The sequence below is a fragment of the Pseudoalteromonas sp. MMG033 genome, from assembly GCF_057197785.1.
Genome location: NZ_JBXVAL010000002.1, coordinates 1,295,591 through 1,319,076, shown reverse-complemented (window position 1 = coordinate 1,319,076; position 23,486 = coordinate 1,295,591). Strand labels below are relative to the sequence as shown.

15 protein-coding genes are annotated in these 23,486 nt (G+C 41.4%); 7 read left to right on the top strand and 8 right to left on the bottom strand.

All coding sequences use genetic code 11. The annotated features are described in order from the left end of the window. The first annotated feature begins 462 nt into the window (after positions 1-462). From AC2CZC_RS26570 to AC2CZC_RS26545, 6 genes are all read left to right on the top strand, one after another. Positions 463-1,359 carry a hypothetical protein gene (locus AC2CZC_RS26570; RefSeq protein WP_484585347.1) on the top strand — a complete coding sequence of 299 codons (897 nt, stop codon included), beginning with the start codon at positions 463-465 and terminating at the stop codon, positions 1,357-1,359. 213 nt (positions 1,360-1,572) lie between these two features. Then, positions 1,573-3,057, top strand: a complete 1,485-nt coding sequence (locus AC2CZC_RS26565; protein ID WP_484585346.1) for a flavin monoamine oxidase family protein — start codon at positions 1,573-1,575, stop codon at positions 3,055-3,057. Positions 3,058-3,335: 278 nt separating this feature from the next. Further along, on the top strand, positions 3,336-5,495 hold the full coding sequence (locus AC2CZC_RS26560; RefSeq protein ID WP_484585345.1) for an immune inhibitor A domain-containing protein: 2,160 nt from the start codon (positions 3,336-3,338) through the stop codon (positions 5,493-5,495). Between the two features lie 300 nt (positions 5,496-5,795). Beyond that, on the top strand, positions 5,796-7,988 hold the full coding sequence (locus AC2CZC_RS26555; protein ID WP_484585344.1) for an immune inhibitor A domain-containing protein: 2,193 nt from the start codon (positions 5,796-5,798) through the stop codon (positions 7,986-7,988). Between the two features lie 217 nt (positions 7,989-8,205). Continuing rightward, a complete protein-coding gene (locus AC2CZC_RS26550; RefSeq protein ID WP_484585343.1) occupies positions 8,206-10,812 on the top strand; it encodes a TonB-dependent receptor plug domain-containing protein in 2,607 nt (868 codons plus the stop codon). Positions 10,813-10,818: 6 nt separating this feature from the next. Beyond that, positions 10,819-11,640 carry a substrate-binding periplasmic protein gene (locus tag AC2CZC_RS26545; protein WP_484585342.1) on the top strand — a complete coding sequence of 274 codons (822 nt, stop codon included), beginning with the start codon at positions 10,819-10,821 and terminating at the stop codon, positions 11,638-11,640. A gap of 64 nt (positions 11,641-11,704) precedes the next feature. Here the strand turns inward: AC2CZC_RS26545 and AC2CZC_RS26540 are convergent, their stop codons facing one another. The 7 genes from AC2CZC_RS26540 to AC2CZC_RS26510 all read right to left on the bottom strand — a co-directional run bounded on the left by AC2CZC_RS26540 (position 11,705) and on the right by AC2CZC_RS26510 (position 19,791). Then, complete coding sequence (locus AC2CZC_RS26540; RefSeq protein WP_484585341.1) at positions 11,705-12,022, bottom strand: hypothetical protein; 318 nt, start codon at positions 12,020-12,022, stop codon at positions 11,705-11,707. A 415-nt stretch (positions 12,023-12,437) separates the two neighbouring features. Further along, complete coding sequence (locus AC2CZC_RS26535) at positions 12,438-12,869, bottom strand: hypothetical protein (protein ID WP_484585340.1); 432 nt, start codon at positions 12,867-12,869, stop codon at positions 12,438-12,440. A gap of 701 nt (positions 12,870-13,570) precedes the next feature. Next, positions 13,571-14,026 carry a hypothetical protein gene (locus AC2CZC_RS26530; RefSeq protein WP_484585339.1) on the bottom strand — a complete coding sequence of 152 codons (456 nt, stop codon included), beginning with the start codon at positions 14,024-14,026 and terminating at the stop codon, positions 13,571-13,573. A gap of 58 nt (positions 14,027-14,084) precedes the next feature. Further along, positions 14,085-14,555, bottom strand: a complete 471-nt coding sequence (locus AC2CZC_RS26525) for a hypothetical protein (protein ID WP_484585338.1) — start codon at positions 14,553-14,555, stop codon at positions 14,085-14,087. Positions 14,556-15,078: 523 nt separating this feature from the next. Next, entirely contained in the window at positions 15,079-16,071 is a 993-nt protein-coding gene (locus AC2CZC_RS26520) for a transposase (protein WP_484585337.1), read from the bottom strand. Between the two features lie 339 nt (positions 16,072-16,410). Then, positions 16,411-17,229 (bottom strand): hypothetical protein, encoded by an 819-nt coding sequence (locus AC2CZC_RS26515; protein WP_484585336.1) that lies wholly within the window; start codon positions 17,227-17,229, stop codon positions 16,411-16,413. 411 nt (positions 17,230-17,640) lie between these two features. Next, positions 17,641-19,791: a M3 family metallopeptidase gene (locus tag AC2CZC_RS26510; RefSeq protein ID WP_484585335.1), complete on the bottom strand. Its 2,151-nt coding sequence runs from the start codon at positions 19,789-19,791 to the stop codon at positions 17,641-17,643. Positions 19,792-20,182: 391 nt separating this feature from the next. On the opposite strand from AC2CZC_RS26510, the gene AC2CZC_RS26505 reads away from it, so the two are divergent. Continuing rightward, a complete protein-coding gene (locus AC2CZC_RS26505; protein WP_484585334.1) occupies positions 20,183-22,636 on the top strand; it encodes a TonB-dependent receptor in 2,454 nt (817 codons plus the stop codon). A gap of 136 nt (positions 22,637-22,772) precedes the next feature. On the opposite strand, the gene AC2CZC_RS26500 is transcribed toward AC2CZC_RS26505, so the two are convergent. After that, positions 22,773-23,474, bottom strand: coding sequence for a hypothetical protein (locus tag AC2CZC_RS26500; protein WP_484585333.1), 702 nt, complete (start codon positions 23,472-23,474; stop codon positions 22,773-22,775). Positions 23,475-23,486: the final 12 nt, after the last annotated feature.

The window sequence follows — 23,486 nt, the reverse complement described above, 5'->3', positions numbered from 1 at the left end:
AACTTTGATAAGCTGTAAAGGCATGGCCTACACTTTATGCATCGTCCAGATGCATCTACACTCCCATTTTGTTCCAGTATCTAATTGTTATTTTTATAGTTTTTAGGTCTTTTAATTCCATTATGGTGTTAGTTTTAAGGCCTGAATTGACATTTTTTGTTATCTAAAATAAAGAATGTTAATTATTCAAATTTATAATTTAAATTGAAAAATATATTAATTTAACAGCTCACTTATCACCCTGGGGTTATCGGTTTTATTATTTTAAATTTATCCCTTGTTTTTTATCGTCTTTATTTCTATCAAATGTGTGGTTTTTTGTAAATTATATTTGCTTTTTTACGGGTCTTCCTTTCATATAGCTAGGTCTATTCATCACCCTAAAGAGGTGATGCTTATTTATTGCAGCGGTGGTTTTTTTAAGTTTTAATCTAATAGATAAATAATAAATCAAAGATAAAGATGGATAATTCTCAGAACAAACTCATTGATTTAATGGATGCTATGTATGCCACTGTAGGTAACATGCGCGAGGCACATTGGCTTGGTGATCCGCAATGCGGCAGCGAGGGAACCTTGGCACAAGAGCAAGTGTTGTACGACAGATATCAAAGCCTACGCCAAGAATTAGTGTCTTTAAACCCTGACTATATTAACGCCAATGCTTTTATTGTTAATCGATATGGTGAGCAGTTATCTTTTGCGCAAGCGCAAGAAGTGATGAATATTAAAATCAATGCGTTTGAAAGCGGCAATATAAAACGTGCTGAGATACACGAAAAAGAGGCCCTGTTGCAGCGTCAACAGCAGCTTGCTGAACAAAGAAAGCGCCAACAAGAAGATGAAGCGAAAAGCCAAACACAAGCCCTTCTTGAATTGAAGCAGTCATTGGCCCCATGGCGAAACACAGAAGAAGTGACCAAGCCCGAAGAGACTGAACTACAAAAACACCAAAGGCTGCAATCGCTCGCACAAAGCCATCAATTTGTATCTTATATCGATAGTTTTCAAGAGCTCTATCAGGCCTTGCGCAGTGGCGTTGCTTTTGATGAGTTAACTCAGTACTTAGTTGCACCAGAAAAGGATGAGGGCTTGTATACGTTGTTGTGTGTCGTGGATGATCTTGTGCTTTATCAAGGCACAGAGCGAAATCTTGCGCCGGGTTCACATTTTTTTCGTTTGCTCGCTTTGCAGTATGAACCGCAAAGGTATTATGAGCGCTATACTCCTTTGCCAAGCGGTGCTTTTGCCCTAGTTGAAAAAAGGCGTATCGCAGTCAAGATGGCAACAGAGCTTGCATTCCAACCGATTGACGCCATGCAAGAAGTCCTTGTGTTCCGATTACTCGACAATAAATAAAGCGCTTAGTTAGATATTTTGAACTGAGACACACTACCGAGCATTTTTCTCTCCCACTGATGCGTTAACATGATTTTGCCCTTGTTAATATCTTAGGGTCATGATAGCGTGCACCCGCCGTTTAAAATGGTTATATTTAGTGCTAATAGGTTGAAATATATCTAAATAAATTTGTTAACTATATTTTTTATTTTTAGGTTGAAAGAGGTGTTTATGAAGTTATCAGAGAGAAAGGACTCTTTGCGTATCATCGTCAGTACTGTGGTATTTTCTACAGTACTATCGGCATGTGGAAGCAATGATACCAATGAGGTCGTCGTCCAACAGAGTAAGCCTGCTGCAAAGCCAACAGTAAACCAAGCTGTGGTGGTCGGTGCGGGTTTGTCAGGGCTAACAGCGGCCTATGAGCTAGAGAGTATCGGTTATGATGTAACGATATTGGAGGCTAAAGATAGGATTGGTGGGCGCATAGGCACATATGATATGGGTGAGCAGCATGGTGAAATTGGTGGAGAGTTTATTGATGGGCCGACGGTACATCAGGAAATCCATCGATATGCTAGTCTTTTCAATGTGGAACTTGCAGACACCGGATATTGGGGAGAAATAGAAAGCGGTGCTTATTATGTTGATGGTCAATTGGTAAGCTATACCGATTTTGAAAATAACTTTGCACCGCACATTGTTGCGGATTATAACCGTTTTTATGATGAGCTAAGTCTTCTTGCAGATGCAGTCCCAGATCCTGATGAGCCCGCGCTTTTAGATAAGGCAAAAGAGTATGACCTTACAACGGTGCAAAGTTGGATTGATGGGCTTCAATTACACCCAGAAGCAGAATTACTTGCAGAGCAATTTGTCAGAGGCGAATTTGACGAGCCAAGCGATCTGTCTCTATTGCACTTAGCGCAGTATGCCAAAGTCTATGAGCAGGTCTCTGATGATGATGTGGAAGGTTATCGTTTTTTAAAAGGCGGTAGAGCGATGGCACAAGCCTTTGCGGATAACATTGAAGGTGATATCCACTTAAACCAGCCAGTAGTGAGTATTAGCGAACAAAATGATCGCGTGACGGTTGAAACTACAACCGGTGGTAGCTACGAAGCGGATGTGGTGGTTGTTACAGTGCCGCTTCCCGTGTTAAATAAAATTACGTTTACCCCGCACTTACCACAAGCGTTAACAGATGCAGCAAACAGCATCAACTATGGGTCTCATTCTAAAGTACTCCTGCAATATAATCAGCGCTTTTGGTTAGACCAAAATTTAGGCGGTGACACAGTGGTTGCTGGTGGCTTACCGACAGGGTGGACTTGGGAGACAACTGAGCGCCAAGGCGGCACCGGTGGTATTCTCATTACTTATACATCTGGCGATTACAGTCAGATACAAAAAGAGTGGTCTGATCAACAGATTGTTGATGCAAGACTAGATGAAATCGAAGTAATGTACCCAGGCTCTAAGCAGTACCTTGTGGCAACCAAAGTGCAAAACTGGGTTGCTGAAGAGTGGACGCAGGGTGGTTTTATTGCATACGGACCAGGTCAAATTAGCAAATACTGGAAGCTATTTCAGCAGCCAGTTGGCCTCGTTTATTTTGCAGGAGAGCATACAGACACTTTATATCTAGGTTATATGGAAGGTGCTGTGCGCAGTGGTGTGCGCGTATCTCAGCAAATTAAAGAGCTAAACCTTTAAGCTTCAAGCAAGTGCCTGTTGTCAGGCACTTTTCAAATCCTGCCAATATGATGCACTCAAGCTCTAATAAGTGACTTACTTTGCACTTAACTTATTCTTAATGTGATGCTCTATATTTATGATTTTATTTGTTATTTTTTATCTTTTTAGTTGTTTTTGAATCATAAACAATATTTTTGTTATTTCTGCTCAATTTACTTGGTTTGATTTTTATAGATGAAACTCAAGCTCAACAAAGTGCCTATGATGGGCATCAGAATAATAATAGGAAGATAGTTATGAGACGATATCAACTCAATATGCTTGCAGTCGCTGTTTTATTGTCAACAGGAGTCAGTGCGCAAGTCGCTATAGTCGATGCTGAGTCTATCGCGTTGCAACAGAAAAATAGTGACGCACAGTTGCACAAAAACTTATCAGCGAATTTTAATGTACCGCAGATCTTTCAAGATGGGCAAACGCAGACAAGGGAGTGGCATGGTGATGTGACCACAGCAAAGGTGCTCACGATATTGATGGAGTTTAATGATATTCCAAATAACTCTATGAAACCTGATGATTTACCGAGTAAGCATTACTTAGAACACTACAGTATTAATCATTATCAAAACTTAATTTATGGTCAAAACGGCTATTCGGGCCCGAAGGCTGCAACGTTACCAACGGTACGCGATTATGTGCTAGACCAAAGTGGCGGGTCATTTGATATCAGTGGAGAGGTATTTGGCTGGTATACATCCCGCTTTGACCATATGGTATATAAAAGAGACACACGTGCACTCGTGAAAGAGGCGGTTCATCATGTGTTAGCTGATGAAAGGTTCAAACTAAGCGATTACGACTTGAATAATGACGGTGAAATTGACCACTTGAGCATTATCCACTCAAGCCTCGGTGGTGAAAGTGAGCCAAGGGCTTTGCGACCTGATCCAAATAGTCCTTACAAGCAATTTATCCACTCACATCGCTCAACGGTAAATGAAGAGATCAAAAATGAGAGTGTGGGTAAATCGGCGCGGATAGGCAGTTATTTCATTCAACCAATAGACACCCCGATGGGGCTTTACGCACACGAATTTAGCCATAGCCTCGGGTTAGCGGATGAATATGACTTAACGTATACACAAGATGATTATGGCATAGCTGGAGAAACGGTTGCGTCTTACTCTATGATGTCTTCTGGTTCATGGGGAGGCGTTGTCAGAGGCTCAAAGCCAACGGGTTATAGCCCTTATGCGAAGTTGTTTTTGCAAAATAAATATGGTGGGAACTGGGTACAATCTACAGAGATCAATAGTGAAGATTTGAGCGCGCAAGGTGTTGTTGTGCCGTTTTCTTCAGCGGGGGTAAAAGGTAAATATAACGATTTAGTTAAGGTGAACCTACCGCAGTTAAGCAAGCAACTATATCAACCAGTAAATGACCAAGCGTTTGATTTAACCAGCTACAGTGAAGTAATTTTTGCGGTATCTCTCAATGGCAGCCAAGCGCCTTCATTGAGCTTAGATCTAAACAGTGAGCAATCGATTCATCCCAGCTATGGATTCACCTTGCACGTCCAAGTACCGGGTACAAACATCTCTGAAAACATAAAACCGTCCAACAGCGATGATTTTATGATGAGCCAGAATAATACCTTTATTCGTTCAACCAATAAGCAGTGGACAAAAGCACATTATGATTTATCGGCGTTTAAAGACTATGACACTGTATACGTCTCGTTGCTGAATTTAGCGATTGCGGGTGATTCGACCTATGTCGCTGCGGACAATATTGAGATTTTCGATGGTGATAAAGTCGCGGCGACTGTTAATTCAAATCATACTGAACAAGTCTATTTTAGATATAACGCCAAGCTATCGAACGGCTCTATTCAATATACGCCTTATTATTTATTAGAGTGGCGTCAGCATGTCGGTTTTGATGAAAGTCTTAAAACCGAGGGCATGGAAGAAGGTCTGCTGGTTTGGTATGTTGATCCATCTTATATGACCGATTTTTTTGATATTTCTAGTACGGATAATCAAGTTGCAGCGCACCCAGGAGAGGGCTGGATCGGTATTGTGGATGCGGATAGAAACCCGATATTTGAATATCAATCAGAATATACAAGTACTGGGCAGTGGGTTGCTGACAGAAGTATCATACCGCAAAGATCTGGTGAGCAAATTAGAGATGCTGCATTTAACACCTTACCTCAGCGAGGCAGTGTGGGAGAGGTAAAAAGAATGGATCTTGCAAATGGTGGTTATTTAGAAACGATTTTACGGGATGAATTTATAAGTCCAAACCCTCGATTTGCAGATTGGGGTGATTATACCAACTACGTTCGTCCAGCAACGGGTAAGAAACTTCCCAAACTTGGCCTTATTTTTGAAGTATTAGGTCAATCAGCAGATAGCTCAACCGCAGAAGTTAGAATTTCTAAAGTTTGGTAATTGATATATTAAAGCCCATGAAATAGTGGGCTTTAACTCTTAATTTAGTTTCTTAATCGTATAAATGAATATAAGGGTAGGCATATAGGGTGGGATTTTATAGTTATTATTTTATTTGAGTCATTGTTATATTGTATCAATTCATCTATTTATTGATGTGATTTGGATTATTTATTTAAAAATTTTAATTTTGTTGTTATTTTTTGAAAGTTATCGAGTTTGGTTACTCAGAGCAATGAATTCATTTTAATTGATTATTGCTTTGGCTCACTAATGACTCAATAATTTGGAAAAATAATAATGAAAAAATACATGCTGAACTCACTCACTGCAGCAGTGATTTGTGCGTTAAGTGGTTATGCTCAAGCGCATGCTCACCACGTGAATACGCCTACTGAAAATGCATCTATCACGCCTGTTCAAGTTGAAAATTTTAAGAAAAATGCTGACTTACATAAAAATTTAACAGCTGACTTTAGTGCACCTTTAGTTGTCCAAAATGGTGATGTTACCTCACAAACACGCCAGTGGCATGGAGAGGTTACAACACGTAAAGTACTTACCATTTTGATGGAGTTCTCAGACGTTCCGCATAACTCAATTAAACCTGAAGATACACCAAGCAGACATTATTACGAAGACTATACACCAGAGCATTATGAAGAGATGATTTTCTCCAAAAATGGTTATAAAGGACCTCGTGGTGATACGCTTCCAAGTATGCGTGAGTACTTTATTGACCAAAGTGGTGGCTCTTTTGATGTAGACGGTGGTGTGTTTGGTTGGTACAAAACAGAGTTTGCACACCCATATTATAAAGCTGATACGCACGCATTAATTAAAGAAGCAGTATATAACGTACTTGCCGATGAAAACTTTAATTTAAGTGATTACGACTTGGATAATGATGGTCAAATCGACCATTTAAGTATTGTTCACTCAACACTTGGTGAAGAGTCAGAGCCTCGCGCACTTCGCCCAGATCCAAACAGTCCATTCAATAATTATATCTGGTCACACAGACACGTTGTAAATGCAGATGTGGTTAACGAAACGGTTGGCAAAACAGCACGTATCGGCAGTTATGTAATTCAGCCTATTGATGCAACAATTGGTCTATTAGCGCATGAGTTGGGCCATGATCTAGGCTTGCCTGATGAGTATGATATTGCTTATTCAGAAGACAAACACGGTGGTGTGGGCGCAAAAGTTTCTTCGTACTCTTCAATGGCGTCTGGTAGCTGGGGTGGGGTGATAAGAGGTACTAAGCCAACAGGCTATAGCCCATACGCAAAACTGTTTTTACAAAACAAGTTTGGCGGTAACTGGATCCAGTCTCAAGAAATTAATGCTGCAGAATTAACAGGCCAAGGTGTGACGGTTAAATTTTCTCAAGCAGGTGTTAAAGGCTTGAACGACGATTTAGTTAAAATTAACCTACCTGAGCAAACAAAAAGAATTTATGAGCCGCTGAACGCAAATGCATTTGACCTAACTAGCTATAGTGCTATTTCATTTGCACAGCCGTTGCACAACACGCAAGCTGCAACGTTAAGTTTTGATTTAAATTCAACGACATCTCTAAATGGTGCATACGGCTTACGTGTAATGGTAAGCGTGCCAAGCGCAGGCATTTATGGCTCATTAGCACCAGCTAACGCTGCAGAATTAGAAATGGCATCAGATGGCAGAAAAGTGCGTGGTACAAGTGGGCAGTGGACTACAGTGAACTACGACATTGCATTTTTAGCGCAATTCGACGATGTGAGTTTCACAATTGAAAACTATGCAATTGGCGGTGATGCAACATACGTTGCTGTAGACAACATTTCTGTGGCGGATAACGGTGTTGTTATCAATGAAATTACGTCAAACAACCCTGAAAAAGTTGAGTTTGCATTCAGTGCGTCATTATCTGATGGCACCATCCAGTACACGCCATATTACCTACTAGAGTGGCGTCAGCATGTTGGCTTCGATGCAAGCTTAAAAGACGCAGGCATGGAAGAAGGTCTACTTGTATGGTTTGTTGACCCGTCTTATGCACTTCAGTACTTCGATGTACCGAGTGTAGATAACCTATCTGCTGCACACCCAGGTCATGGTTTCCTAGGTATCGTAGATGCTGATAGAAATCCTATCTTAGAATATGTCACTGAATATAGCGCGACAGGCCAGTGGGTAACTGACCGCAGTGTTACACCTTTAAATAGTCGCAGACAGATCAAAGATGCGCCATTTAACACAGTACCGCAGTTAGGTGACGAGGGCAGAACGACCCGCACCGATCTTGCTAACGGTGGCTATCTTGAAACGGTTTGGAGAGACCAATTTACAAATGCAAACCCGCGTTTTGCAGACTGGGATGACTATACAAACTACATCCGTCCAGCGACAGGCACTAAATTACCAAAGCTTGGTTTGATGTTTGAAGTGGTTGGTCAATCAGCTGATGGTGCAACAGCAGATATCAAGATTTCGAAAATGTGGTAAGCAAATCTGATTGATTATATTTAATTGAGTAGTTTTAAGCCCAGCAATCGCTGGGCTTTTTTGTTTTATAACCAACAGCATTGCACAATAAGGGGTCTCGCGTTTGTCCATTGAGTATGTGCATAATTTTTCCAGAATATAACCAAAAATCTTCTATGCTTATTTAGAGTATTCATTTAGTTGCGGTAACACTTACTTGGTGTGAAGTGGAGGTGAGATGTCTCATTATAAGCCAACAAGGCTTATGGGCTGGTTGTTTACAGGGTCACTGTTGTATTTGCCCACACAGTGTGTCGGCGCGCAAGAGGTTGAAAAAATATCGGTCACAGGAACGAGGCTAAAGCGTTCAACTCAATCTGAAAGCCCTATTCCTATTGCAAGTATTGATGCAAAAGTACTTTCGACAATTGGCGCGAATGACGTCAGAGATCTCATCGAAACCTTACCATTTAATGCAGGCGCGCAGAATAATTCTGATAACTTAACGCAAAACTTTACCGTCGGGACTTCAAATATCAATTTGAGAGGGCTCGGCGTCTCTTCTACCTTGGTGTTATTGAATGGTCGGCGGCAAGTGGTATCAGCGGTTGTGACCGATCAAGGAGCTAGCTTTGTTGATACGGCGTCACTCATTCCGACCTTGGCAATTCAACGGGTGGAAATCCTCAAAGACGGAGCATCAGCGATTTATGGCTCAGATGCGGTTGCGGGGGTTGTGAACTTTATTAGTCGAGATGATTTAAACGGCAGTGAAGTGCAGTATGAATATCGCAAACGTATCAGTGATGGCAGTCAAGACGAGACAAAAGTGGACTTTGTATTTGGTAGCGATACGGGTGAGTCTAGTCATGTTTTGTTCGCCGCGAGTTATTTAGAGCGAAGCAGTTTGGTGCTCTCAGAGGTTGATTGGGTGCAACCTGCATATAGTAGTTTCGGTAATCCTGGAAGCTTTGTGATCCCGTCGCTTGCCAATGATGATAACCCTGACGGCCTCACCGTTGCAGATCCCAATTGTGTGCAAAATGGCGGGAGTGTGTCCGAGGGCAGTAATGGCAATTCGTTTTGTTTGTTTGATTTTGCCCCTCAAATTACAGCGGTGCCCAATGAAGACAGGCTACAGCTATACATGCGCACAAAATGGGCATGGAATGATGATACAGAGCTGTGGTTTGAAGCGGGATTTGCAGATAACGACGTATCAAGAGAAGTTTCCCCGAGCTTTCCGGTCTTGAATGCCCCCAGCGTATTAGCAAGCCATCCTAACAATTTTTATAACGAAGACATCTTCTTCCGAGGTCGCCCATTCGGTGTGGGCAAGCCCACGGAAATCAACTTTTATTCGCATCAAACTACCCGTGTTGCATTGGGTATTGATGGGGCCATAGGCACGGATAAATTTTGGCAAGTATCCTACGTGACTGCTAAAAATGAGGCATTTTTAAATCCTAAAGACGTAATAGCGGATAATTTCCAGTCTGCATTGCTGGGGTATGGCGGCATTAACTGTCGGCAAGGCCTTGGTGCTGTAGCTGGCGCAGGAGAGTGCTTGTATTTTAACCCATTCGATCCGCAAGCAGGTGCTAATGAGCAACTCCGAGGCTATATCATTGGCGATTATATTGGCAATGTAGAATCTGAGATGCAAGTTGTTGAGGGCGTCATCGCATTTGACGAATTGATTGAAATGGATGCAGGTTTTGCGGCAATGGCGTTGGGTATGCAATATCGAAAAGAGTCCATTCGCTCTGTGTATGATGCCTTGACCCAGCAAGACAGGTTCGCATTTTTAATTGGTAATCAGAATGTTGAAGGCGACCGTGATGTCAAAGCGGTATTTACAGAATTGAGGTTACCTATCTTTGAACAACTAGAGCTGGGCCTTGCACTGCGCTATGAAGATTATGGCGATTTAGGCGGAGATACCACAGATCCTAAGGTGTCGATACTTTGGCATGCCTCTTCGAATTTATCTGTGAGAGGATCATATAGTACGTCGTTTCGCGCTCCTTCTGTGCATCAGTTAAAAGGAGTACAAACGAATTTTGCCAATATTACAGATCCCAGAGATGGCTCAACGACATTTGGTGGGAATAGAACCGTTGGAGACCCTGACTTAGTGCCAGAAACTTCTACGGCGCTGAACATCGGGGGCACATATAGTGTAAACCAGTTTGACATGGATATAGACTACTGGCGCTTTTCGTTTGAGGAGGTGCTGACGCGGGAAAGCCATCAAGCCGTAGTAAATGCCTTTGCAGACGATCCTGAGCGGGTAATTCGCACATCAGCTGGCACAATTTCAATCGTCAATACCCGTTTTATTAATGCGGAAGCCATTGATACATCAGGTATAGACTTTAATGCCATGTATCAGTGGGATACGCGTTTTGGTAGATTCACGCCCCAGCTTTGGGGGTCATATATTTTGGAGTATGATTTGACCGATAATGCCGGTGTGGTTAGCGATGGCCTTGGTAAACTTAATCGCAATACGGTGGGTAATCCGACCCCTAAACTTAAAGGCAGCTTTGGCATAAACTGGCTGTTTGAGGCACACAGTGCCAACGTGTTTTTTCGCCATGTTGCTAGTTACGAAAATGATGTCACCTTAGAGAAAATCAACTCGTTTAATACACTCGATCTTCAATATGAAGTCGATATGGGTGAGTTAATAAAAGCCGGTGTAAATACAAATATTACCGTGGGTGTTGTAAATGTAACGGACAAAGCCCCGCCTTTTGTGGATATTGCAGGCAGTTACGATCCCAGAACAGGCGATCCAAGAGGGCGCAGGGCGTATATCAAATTAAAAGTTGAGTTTTAAGCTGTGATGATGAGTTGGCGTGCGATGGCTGGGCACTTTTTCAAAGTAAAATGTCAATGTGGCAACTTGTCAGTCTATCTCGCTGCAAGCTTATTACTGCTGTTAAGTCAGAAAGCACTTGCAGCACGCGTATTACAGTTTGTGACATTAGAATATCCTCCTTATCAATATTTAGAAGGCAACCAGCCTAAAGGTGTTGGCATTGCCATGGTCAATGAGATATTCGAGCGCATGGATAAGCCTATTGCAGTTCGATTTATGCCATGGGGTAGGGCAATTAGAGAGATCCAATCAGGCCATGCAGATGGTATCTTCACAATTTACAGTTCTAAAGCGCGAAAAAAAACCATGCTGTTCTCTGAGCAGGTCTTGATCAATCAATCGGTGTCTATTTTTAGTAAACGAGATAGTAAGTTAAACCTGACTGGCACAATTGATGAGTTGAGTGAGTTAAGCGTAGGCTTGGTCAGAAATGTCAGTTATGGCTTTGAAATTGACCAAGCAATCAAACAAGGACAGATCCATAAAATTGTGGAAGCAAATTCAGGGATGCAAAGCTTTAAACTTTTACTGGCTGGCCGTGTTGACATCGTAATAAGCAATCAGTTGGGTGGGGCGGATATATTACGCCGGCTTGATATTCAAAATGAAATTAAACGACATACAGAATACGCATACGCTATCCCAAGTTATTTTGCATTTCCAAAAACCAGACGCGGAGAAAAGCTGAAAAAACGCTTTGATGCCACCTTGTTGAAAATGAAAGCAGACGGCACCTATCAAGCGGTATTGCAACAGGCACTGGATTGTACTGGCAGTGACTGTTGATACGGAGTGTCGCCCTCGAATATGGTTTTGACGGATGGGTGTATTAAATCATTTGAATGACTTGTTAGCTGTACTTATAAATTAACTCATTAACCATATTAAATTTATTACCCATGCTATCAACTTTTACTTTCATAGTTGAACCGCACTTAGAGGTCACTGATACTTCACAAAAGTAAGGCCAGCTATCAAATTTAAAACCAAAAACAATAATGGCTGAACCTAAATCACTTTCTTTGATTCCTTCAGATTCAGCAATTTTGAAGAAGGTTTCTGAAAGTGCTTTTAGAGCAAGGGATTTGCTTTCGCAGATCTTAAAATCAACGGGCAAGTATATACCGTTAAGCAAATCATACCTGAACTCTTGTACATTTCCCTGCATACAATTTTCTCCCAGCTCTGGGTGCAACCAACTTAGTGCACTTACAGCATGGTGCGCGATACTATGTATTAGGCTTCTACATCGTTTAGGTCTGAACATTTCTCTTAGCAGCTAACAAATGATATTGGTTCCCCAACAAACTAGCCACAAGGTGCCATAGTGTTATTGAACTAAGATGAGGAGATTCCATATATCTTAAATTAAAGTTGTTGGCATTGATTTAATTTAGCCAAGTATGTTTTCAGTATCCATGGGGTTAGTGAGCATGGCAAGAGCAAATTGCGTAAACCATTAAAACGAAACAAAACTCTGAACAAATAGGGCAGGCACTTTTCTTTTATTCGAGATCAATCTGTGCCTGTCCCATATGGTTTTTTGCAATCATTTTCCCGCTTTTGTAACCTGTTAAATGACGCTACCAATTACCTCTTTCTACGAATATAACGCCTTTGTTTTCCGGAACCCATAAACTCCAATATTGCTCACTAGCTTTATCAACTCTAAAATATTTTGTACTGATATTATTTAGTTCGTTACTTGTTGGCCACCATACAGGCCTTTCTGAAAATGAAGCCATAAAGGAAAAGGGGTTATCTTCATAAGTGGATGAAGGCTTTAGTTTCCAATTTTCAACAATTTTATTAATGAGCATTTCGTCTTTAGTCGAATATACCATTACATAAGTCCAATCGCTAAAACCTGACTTTAATTCACTATAATGGATCAATTTTTCTTCACTATTTAACTCGAAAGAAAAATGTAATTCATGGTTACTTTTAAGATAAGTAGATAAAAAATGAAACAACAGCATAAAGCTAAGCCCCAAAACTGACCATTTAAATTTCACATTAGATTCCTGAATGCTATTTAACGCCTCGCACAACGGGCTAATAATGCTTGGCTAAAATTGGTGAGACACGGACCAAGCCAAGCTTTATTAGTCCATACATTGATTCGTTTGCTATATTTACCCACGCTAAAGTTAGGACAGACACTTTTATTTTCGGCTTAAATAGCTTGTTAGTAATACTACTCAAAGATTGCCACCAATAAAATTAAAGCAGAAAAAATACTAATAGAAACAAAACTTTTGGTTTTATAGTGTTTCACTTTTTCAGTTTCAATTGGCTCTAACGGTATGCAGTAAAGAGAGTAAATTGGAAACATTGTGGTGAAAGCAAACCAGATAACCAAATATAAAATAGTCTGAGTAAATAGCGATAACGGACCAAAAACAACGAAGCCAAGAAAAACTATTTGCCGATAAGAGTCATTAACGCCTTTAGCATCAATAGAGTGTTTTCCGCAGTTTGAACATGTCGCAGGACTACCTTCAAAAGATAGAAACTTTGAAAAATGACTTACGCTTTTATGATTACAGTGTGGACAATTAAAAGCCATACTTCCCTTGTATTGCAAACGCCCTGCTAATAATTAAGCCAATAGCTGGCGGGCGACTAGCGCAGCAATTAGCATGACAGCCTTGGTGAGAACATTTGTGATTGTCTCATTTGGTTGTTTCGTCGGGCAATCTGTTGTGTGGTTTTGTTAGAAGTGTTCCCGTCGATACTCTCGGTTCGGGTCATGAGGCCTTATATTACAGCCTAATGTTGCACTATATCTTTTACCAAGATCACTTGTTAGCTCAACAACACATAGAAATGGTTTTCCTAGAGCAGAGCCAAACCAGTGATATTTACGTTGATACTCAACATCAAACATGAAAATTACAACAGCCTCCTCTAAGTAATCAAACCTAGCGCCATTACTAGCTGCAATTTTTACCACAAGGTCAAGATATGCCGCACTCAACTCCGAAAATCTATGTGTCTGAGGTCGAACTTCTTGTCGCAAAACATCAATAACGACTTCGTTTACACCTTGCTCTAAAGCAAAGGAGTAAAGTTGCCCTATTGCCCAGTACCCAAGCAGATCGTTGTTCCGGCTAATACAAAACTGAGCGAGGTTGTAAGCGATACCTTTGAAATGTTTACGACTGGACATAGAGTTTTCAGTAGCTGCTAACGCTGAGCACAAACGGAGGTCGGCTTTATACGCTTTGTTAGGCATTTTGCTCAAATTCCACGGAAGTATAACCAAGTAAAGATGATGAAAATGATACTTCAGATAGGTTTAAATCAGGTTCTGAATTGAGAGCTTTGTTCAATGCGGCTACTTCTGCAGAGTGGGAAATGAGCATTTCTACGACTCTTTGACTGAATATATCAGTGTATCCGTTTTGAAATACATCGAGCGCAATACCCAATGCAGTAGTAAAGATATGACTATCTGAAACCTTAACCTTTTCTCCTGTATCCGTGAGATCAAATTCTGATGGGAATTTCTGTACTCCCATTGTCTTAAGTAGTCCCCAGCCAAATGCCATTGGAACTAAATCTGCATATAATGCAGCAGCTATATTAGAGAATCCTTCCTTAACTAGGAAAGCAATTGCATTTTCTTTATCTCCACTGGCGAGTATGTAAGCTCGTGTGGTTTCTAATAGATATTTTTCTGCTTGTGAATGGTCCATTATTTATACCTAACGCCGTAAATAAACGGCAAAGTTTAGTTGGCTATAATTTGAGAAGAAAAAAAGCTAACTAATTTTTGTCCGTATCTTTTAGTTTGCTTAGTTTACTAGCTTTAAACTAATACATTTTATTTAAATAGGTTTTGAAAAACAAATGGGACGAAAACAAATGCAAATGGCAAAAACAAATGGGACAGGCATTTTTTAAAAAGTTAGAATTGAACAGAAAAATGTATTCTAAGCCTAAGGTATTTCTTAGTGGCGAGGTTAGAATCCGCCTTATGGTAGAAATAAATATAATTTAGGAATATATTCATTTTCTTAAACAAGAAAAAAACAAATGGGACAGGCATTTTTTAAAAAAGTTAGAGTTGAACAGCAAAATGTATTCCAAGCCTAAGGTATTTCTTAGTGGCGAGGTTAAAATCCGCCTTATGGTAGAAATAAATATAATTTAGGAATATATTAATTTTATTAAACAAGAAGAGTCTAGATTGATAAGCAAGGCTAAATCTACTTTTTACTAACCAACTCCTTTATACCAATTTACATCATTTTTAGCGGCATGTGCTCTTAACACAGTTTGTGAACCCGCAAAGTTACCATAGTGATTTCCAAAATTTTGCACCCTATCCAGCCACGTCGCTTCTTCGATGTTCAGTGATACTAAAATATTGGGCATACTTTTTGGTATGTAACCCCTTTTTTTGGGATGAACATGCCGGCCCGTCCAGTCAACTAGCTCAAGGTAGTCAATTAATGATAAAGGTATTGTGTTTTCATACTCCCTCGCACCAAACGGTGTTAGTGATTTAGGTTGTTTAGTTTGGCGCTTGGCTTCATTTGGATTTGATTTCTTTGCGTTTGATTTGGTGTTTTTAAAGTGCTTTATGCGCTCTTGAATCGATGTGAAATCACTATCCTCTAGATTATTTGCCATGTTGGATCGAATTGGGTTTAGATCTACATAAGCCATGCAACTGAGCAATGCCGTTTCATCTAACAAGGCTTGTGATTTATATCGCCCTTCCCAGTATTTACCCGTGCAGTTATCTTCCTTGTTTGCTTCCTTTGCGATGAACTCATTAAGATTTTTCATGAACCAACTAATGTCAAACAGCCTAGCTCGCCACTTTTCAACTAACTCAGATACAAGCAGTTGCTCTGCCTCACTAAGGGTATCACCGTTTCGCTGTTTATCAGTGATGGGACTACCCTTGTACAACTTATACCATCTAGATATTACCTCGTTATCTGACCAACTAAGTGCTTGCTGTCTATTCACTTTAACAACCAAATGATAGTGATTACTCATAATGGCATAAGCCGCTATTTCAATCGCAAACACACTGCTTAGCAGTTTTACTCTCTCGACTAACCATGTCCGTCGATGGTCAAAGTTTTTACCTGTGTACTTATCTTCTCCACACAAAAAAGCACGGCGTACACACCGTGCTATCAAGTGATAATAAGGCGTCGACGACAAATCTATCAGTGCTTTCCTTGCTCTTGTCATATCTATTCAACTCAAATTGGGCTGGATATTTAAACAGTAGTCAAGCAACGTAATTTATGCAAAGAATTTGTGACTGTCCTATTTAGTTTGTCTTTACCTGTATACTTATCATTTCCGCACAAAAAAGCACGGCGTACACACCGTGCTATCAAGTGATAATAAGGCATCGACGACAAATCTATCAGTGCTTTCCTTGCTCTTGTCATATCTATTTAACTCAACTTTAAGCTGGATATTTAAACAGTAGTCAAGCAACGTAATTTATGCAAAGAATTTGTGACTGTCCCATTTGCTTTTGACATTTGCTTTTGTTCCCATTTGCTTTTGTTAAATGCTTTGTTATATGCGCCTTTGGAAGATCAATTTCAGCTTATCAATAAACCCTAAACGCTGTATTTCTTGCAAATACTCTTCTCGGATTTTTTGCTTTAAGTTAGCAGCCTTTTTCAATTGTCCATTTTCGTAACTTGAAACTAGTTGATTTACGTATTTCGAGTATGACTTTTCAGCAATGAAGTTTTGGCATTGAATAACACCTTTGTAGTGTTTATCAAAATCGCGCTCAAAGGTTGCAGGCGAAACAACAAGGTCATGGATTAGATTGGCAAGATAATTAATCATGCTTTGTTTAAATATCATTTTTTGAAGATTTTCTCGGCTAATCTTAGCCATTTTATCTTGCTCGATTCCGCTAGCTTCACTGTTAAGTAGTTTTACCCATTGACCATGAGCAATTCGATTGCGAATTTCTATGACGTCTTTCAATTCGTTATTAACTACACCAGAAATTACGTCATAGCGGTAAAATACAGTTGGAGTTAAGCTGTTTTGAGTTAAGTCCGCATTTGGCACATTATAATGACGGCGAAAGGACAATTCGATGACTTTGTTCCACTTATCTAGCTGAGAATTACACGCATCAATTTGACTTAGTTCAGAAGAGTGAAAAGCGTTTGTTTCGTTTAACAGTTTACTCAAACGTACCTCTGCCCACGCTCCAAGTAAAAAGTGATGCATTCTTTCTAAGATTTTTGTCTTATCTGCGTCTTGAGTTTCTATTGCATGGCGAGTGGAAGCAGCATTTGTTTCCAATGCTTGTGTAAGAAATCTGAGGTTTTCTGTGTGATATTTGTAGAGGCTAGAAACTATATGACTCATAATAATTTCCTACCGTCAAAAGATACTGTTGTTCAATACCCTTTGACGGGAGGGAATCGAACCCTGCCAGACTCTCATTGCTGAGTGTGTTACCTTTACACCATCGTCCTAGTTAAGAATATTACCCAAATAATCATATGGTTGCAATGTCCGAGCACATAAAAATTTAATATCGACCCAATGGGTCGTTTGCTTGACTATAGAAGAAACACAAAGCAACTGGACTTAACATCAGTGCTTTAAAATAAACTTTCTAATGGCCGCTATTCTTTTGAGGCATTCGCCTAAACACGTTTTGAGGTATAAACGAGTCACGCAATGAAGCTCCGCTTCCAACATAAACCAGCTACCCACAAAAAATGGCCCCATACGAGGCCACTGATATACTGATATGTTTATCGAGTAATGAGCTTAATTGCTACTCAAACCGCGACGCTTTAACAGCGCATCGGTCGTTGGTGCTTGACCTCTAAATGCTTTGTAAGACTCCATTAACGGGCGTGAGTTACCCACTTCTAGAATATTTTTTCGGTAGTGGTCGCCGATTTTTCTGTTTAAGCCACCTTGTGATTGTACGTAAGCGAAAGCATCTGCCGCTAGGATTTCACTCCACATGTAGGCGTAGTAACCTGCCGAGTAACCGCCGCCCATTGAGTGTGAGAAATAGGCTGACTTATAGCGTGGTTGAATATGCGGTACGTACAAGCCGTGCTTTTTCAATACCTTTTGCTCAAACGCTTCTAAGTCGGTTACTTTTTCCTCTGGTTTGAGTGAGTGCCATTCCATGTCTACCAGTGCAGCTGCAACATACTCTAGCGTATCAAAGCCTTGGTTAAAGCTACGTGAGCGCACTAACTTATCGAGTAGTGCTGGTGGAATTGCTTCATTAGTTTTGTAGTGCTTGGCGTAATTAGCAATGACTTTTGGGTGAATGGCCCAGTCTTCTTCAAAGGTAGATGGAAACTCAACAAAGTCTCTTGAAACTGAAGTGCCTGACAAAGAAGGGTAGTTTACATCCGACAGCATGCCGTGAATGCCATGCCCAAGCTCATGGAAGATGGTTGTGACTTCGCCATAGCTTAGCAAGGTAGGCTGTCCTTCAGGTGCTTTGGCGATATTCATCACATTCACGACCACAGGTTTTTGCTCAAGTAAGTGCGACTGATCAACAAATGAATTCATCCAAGCACCGCCACTTTTACCCTGACGGGCGAAGTAGTCTGCATAGAAAATTGCTAGGCTTTTGCCATCGTGGTCAAAGATTTCATACGCTTTAACCTCTGGGTGATAGACAGGCAAATCTGGGCGCAATTTAAACTCGATACCGTATAGCTCTTTCATGGTGAAGAACACGCCGTCTTCCAACACACGGTTAAACTCAAAATAAGGTCTAACACTGCTTTCATTTAACGCAAACTTATCTTGGCGTACTTGCTCAGCATAAAATGCCCAATCCCAAGGTTGCACTTTAAAGCTTTCACCGTTTTGCGCTATTTTGTCTTGAATCGCCTGAGTCTCTTGCGCCGCGTTTTTCATTAACTGCTCAGTCATGCCAGAGAACATGTCAAATACAGCTTGTGGATTCTGCGCCATTTGATCAGACAAACCATAATCGGCCCAGCTATCAAAGCCGAGGATTTGAGCCCGTGTTGCACGAATTTGCGCAAGGCGACTGACTATCTCAGTGTTATTGGTTTTGCCCGTTTGTGCACGGTTGGCAGAAGCAAGCCATACGCGCTCTCTTAAATCGCGGTTTTCTAGCTGTGCAAGGATTGGCTGGCGCGTGGTATTGGTAATGCTAATAAGGTATTTACCCTTGTGGCCCGCTTTTTCAGCAGCGCTTGCCATGACGTCAATTTGCGCATCTGCTAAGCCTTTAAGCTGCGTTTTGTCTTCTACAACAACAGCAATATTTTGTGTTTCTTGCAGTAGGTTTTGGCTAAATTGCGTCGTCAGTTGTGAGTGCTCTTTGTTCAGTGCTCTGATCTGCGTTTTTTGTGACTCGTTTAGCTTAGCGCCCGCTCTTACAAAGCGCTTGTAGTAAACCTCAATCAGTCTTACTGACTCGGCGTCAAGGTTTAAAGTGGTTCGTTTATCGTGGATCTTTTGCACACGCGCAAATAGCTTATCGTTTAGGTAAATATTATCGAAATGCTGGGCCATGAGTGGCGAGAATTGCTGCGCCAATGCACGACGGGTTGGGTTTGAGTCTGTGCCACTGACGTTTGAAAAGTACGCACTTGCACGGCTTAGCTGTGCACCGCTTTTTTCAAGCGCAACAATGGTATTTTCAAATGTCACTGTATTTTGCGCAATGATGTCATCAACTTCTTGAAGCTGCTGTTCAAAACCAAGTTCAAATGCAGGGGCGATGTGCTCATCTTTAATGACCGTAAAGTCCGGTGCTTGATACTGTAATGAGCTTGGGCTCATTAGCGGGTTTTGTGCCGTCTTTTGCGCAGTTGCTTGTGTGTTTGTCATTGGCTGAGTTGCGTTTTGGCTATTGCATGCGCCGAGTAAGATCACCGAGCTGACGGCCAATGCGATTGTTTTCTTTATCATAGTGTACTTCCGAGATAAGTGTGTACTGAATATTTAATGCAATGGTTGAGGTTTTTTTTAAAAAAACATTCATGCAAAAAGTTGGTTGGGAGTCGCTTTAAGCATGATGTTCTGTGCGTTCTTTGCGCAATGTACCTGAACTGTTGAATTGCATGATATGTTATATTGTAACAAAATAAATGCAATTATATTTCTCTCAATTATTGCAACAAATTATTAAGGTCATGATTTTATTGCTTTATATCGATTCTGGCTGCGTAAGTACGCGTTATTACTGTGGGTAAAGTGAATAGGGTTCTTCGATGAGGGCTACAAAAAACAGGATAAAAAAACTTGCAAATCACTAAGTTGTGATATGTTATATTATAACAATTATTAAGATGAGATGATTATGTTTAAACTTTCACCACTGATGCTTGGCTTAATCGCGCCGTTATCAGTCCACGCTTATGCGCAAAACATCCAAGGTCAGGTTCAAGACCAAGACGGTAATGCAGTTGCCAATGCGACCGTATCCGTCATGGGTTCACAGCGAACAGCCCAGTCAGACAGTAACGGTAAGTTTGTTTTGCAGACAAACTCAAGTGGTGATGTTGAACTACATATCACAGCATCTGGTTTTGCACATCAAAACAAGGTGGTAGCGGCATCAAGCGCCGGCACAAGTAATTTGTTAGTGACTTTAAATGCGTCAGCGATTGAAGTGCTCGATGTTAAAGCGTCTCCATTTCATGCGTCGATGATGGAGTCTTCTATGCCAGTGAGTGTGTTGTCTGGCGATAAGCTTCGTGAGCAACAAGCTGCGACACTTGGTGACACGCTTTCAAAGCAAGTAGGCGTACACACCAGCTTTCATGCCAAGGTGGCCAGTACTCCGGTTATTCGAGGCTTAAGTGGCCCACGTGTATTAATCACGCAAAACAGCCTCGATGTGAGCGATGCCTCTCGTGTTGGCCCTGATCACTCTGTTGCATCAGAAACCTCAACAGCCCAGCAAGTCGAAGTTCTTCGCGGACCAGCAACGCTATTTTATGGCAGTGGTGCAATTGGTGGTGTGGTCAATGTGGTAGATGAACGCGTGCCCACGCGCAGTGACACATTTGGTGAAGTATTAGTAGAGCATGCCACGGGCGATGAGCAAAAGTTAGCCAGTTTTAACTTAAACACGGGTGTTGAGCAGTTTGCGTTTCATGTGGATGGCTATGTCAGAGACTCAGAGGACTATGAGATCCCAGTGCCTGCTGAAGTCGGCTCAGAAAAAAATCAATCTGGTGATTATACCGTTGAGAACAGCGCTGAGGAGTCATCAGGCGGCACGGTAGGTACATCCTATTTATTTGATCAAGGTTATGTGGGTGTTTCTTACGGTAAAATGACCCGTGAATATGGCATTCCGGGGCACAGTCATGGCGATGAAGCACCAACGGTTTATGCAGATTTAGATCAAGACAGATGGCAGCTTATCGGTAAATATAGTTTTGATCATGCGTGGTTAAATGAAGCAAACTTTAGAGCGGCTTACACAGATTATGAGCACGCAGAAATAGAGCATGGAGAAGTGGGGACTATTTTTGCCAACGAAAGCCATGAAGCGCGATTAGATGTGATGCATCAACCCATCTCTGGCTGGCGCGGTGGCGTCAGTGTGCACTACAAGCGTAGTGACTTTTCAGCGCAAGGTGCCGAGGCATTCACACCGCCATCGGTAAGCGAAACCTTTGCCATTGCCTTAATGGAAGAGCGTCATTTTTCTGATGTATTAGTACAGTTGGGCGCACGTGTTGAGCGCGTCACTATTGATGCGCCAAATGTTGTGTTATCAAGCGGTGACTTGCAAGGTGATGACGACCACGACCACGACCACGACCACGACCACGACCACGACCACGACCACGACCACGGTAATTTAGTCGCCGATCGTGTCTTTGCGGTCGATCATGAATTTACCCCTGTGAGCCTATCAGCAGGTGCGGTGTGGGATTACCAACCGGGCTATAACGTCGGTATTTCAGTATCACGATCTGAACGTGCACCTGCTGCATCAGAGTTGTTCTCATTTGGTCCACATATAGGCACTGGTACTTATGAAGTGGGGGCTTTGTTTAGACAAAAAGCAGATAGTTTGTCATTTGAATTAAATCCAGAAGATATTGACTTAGAGCGCGCGCACAATATCGACTTAACTTGGCGAAAGCTGGAAGGTGATTTCGGTTTTGTACTGAACGCGTTCTATAACCAAATCGATAATTACTATTATCAAGTTAACACGGGTTTGATGGCCGATGATGGTCATGATCACCACCATGATCATGGAGAGCATGATGATGAGCACGACCATGGTGAACATGAGGAGCATGGCGAACATGAGGAGCATGGCGAACATGAAGATCATGGTTTACCTGCTTATGTCTTTAAAACAGATGATGTGAACACACACGGTTTTGAGGCTGAGCTTGCATGGCAAGCAACAGATGCATTGCACGCAACTTTATTTGCAGATTTAGTCCGTGCACGCTTAGATCAAGGCGGTAATTTGCCAATGGTGTCACCGGTGCGCTTTGGTACTAAACTGACCTATAACCTCGATGAATTCACCGTAAACCTTGATGTTGTGCGCTATCAGAAGCAGTCTCACATCGCAGCCCATGAAACGGTAACACCGGGTTATACCCTAGTTGATGCTAGCATTAATTATGATTTTGCTGCACTAGGTCAAGACTGGGTCATGTATCTAAAAGGACACAACTTAACGGATACAGAGGCACGCGTGCACACCTCTTTTTTAAAGGATAAAGCACCTATGCCGGGCAGAAGCTTTGCCTTTGGTTTTAGAGGCTATTTCTAATTTTTTTGTCACTGTAGTCAAAGGGGCTTAGGCCCCTTTTTTCATGTCTGAATGATGAGTACGTATTAATGAGAGTGTCTGACTGAGGACACTTACCTAAAGCACTTTGCGATTGCGCCCGAAGCTGACAGTGGGTTTATTCTTCACCGCTTTTTAAAAACTGAATCTCAGGGCTTTCAAGCGAAAATACTCGGCCATCGTCGAGAGCCATTTCAATGTAAAAACTCATCGGATAGTCAGCATTTGGTACCGTGTTTAAAATTAAGTCTGTACTAAAGCCAAGTGATTTTAAAGGCTCGCCATTGGCTGTTTCAATGTACTCATTCAATGTTGTATAGATGCGTTTATCGTCTTGATAGACATAATATTGATTTGGGAAGCTGGCAAAAGACACGGAAAAGAATTGGTTTAAGTTGCTGCCAGCAGGGGCGGATTCATTAAAATCATAAGGAGAAGTGATCACGATGGACTGGATGTTTTCTTTGGTGGTCTCAGGTACTGGCGACAGTGCATAGGCTTTACTGATCAGTGAGGGCGGCATTAAATTAAATAGAGATGCTTTGAGAGTCACTATGTCTGTAACGGTGTCTAATCCAAAAATTAAGTGATTGTATTTAATCGGTGTATTTTCTTGATAAGACTCGTTGCGTCTAATGTCTTCTTTTGAAAGCGTTGAGTTTAGTTCGCGATTAAATAAATGCAGTTCTACACCTGTAACGATTTTTTCGGTTTGGGACTCGCTTTGTGGTTGAGGAGTTGTCGGCCCACTTGAATCTGAGCCGCAGCCAAATAAGGTTGTCACCAAAATAACTAATCCAGCTGATCGTAAATAACGCATAGTAAATCCTTT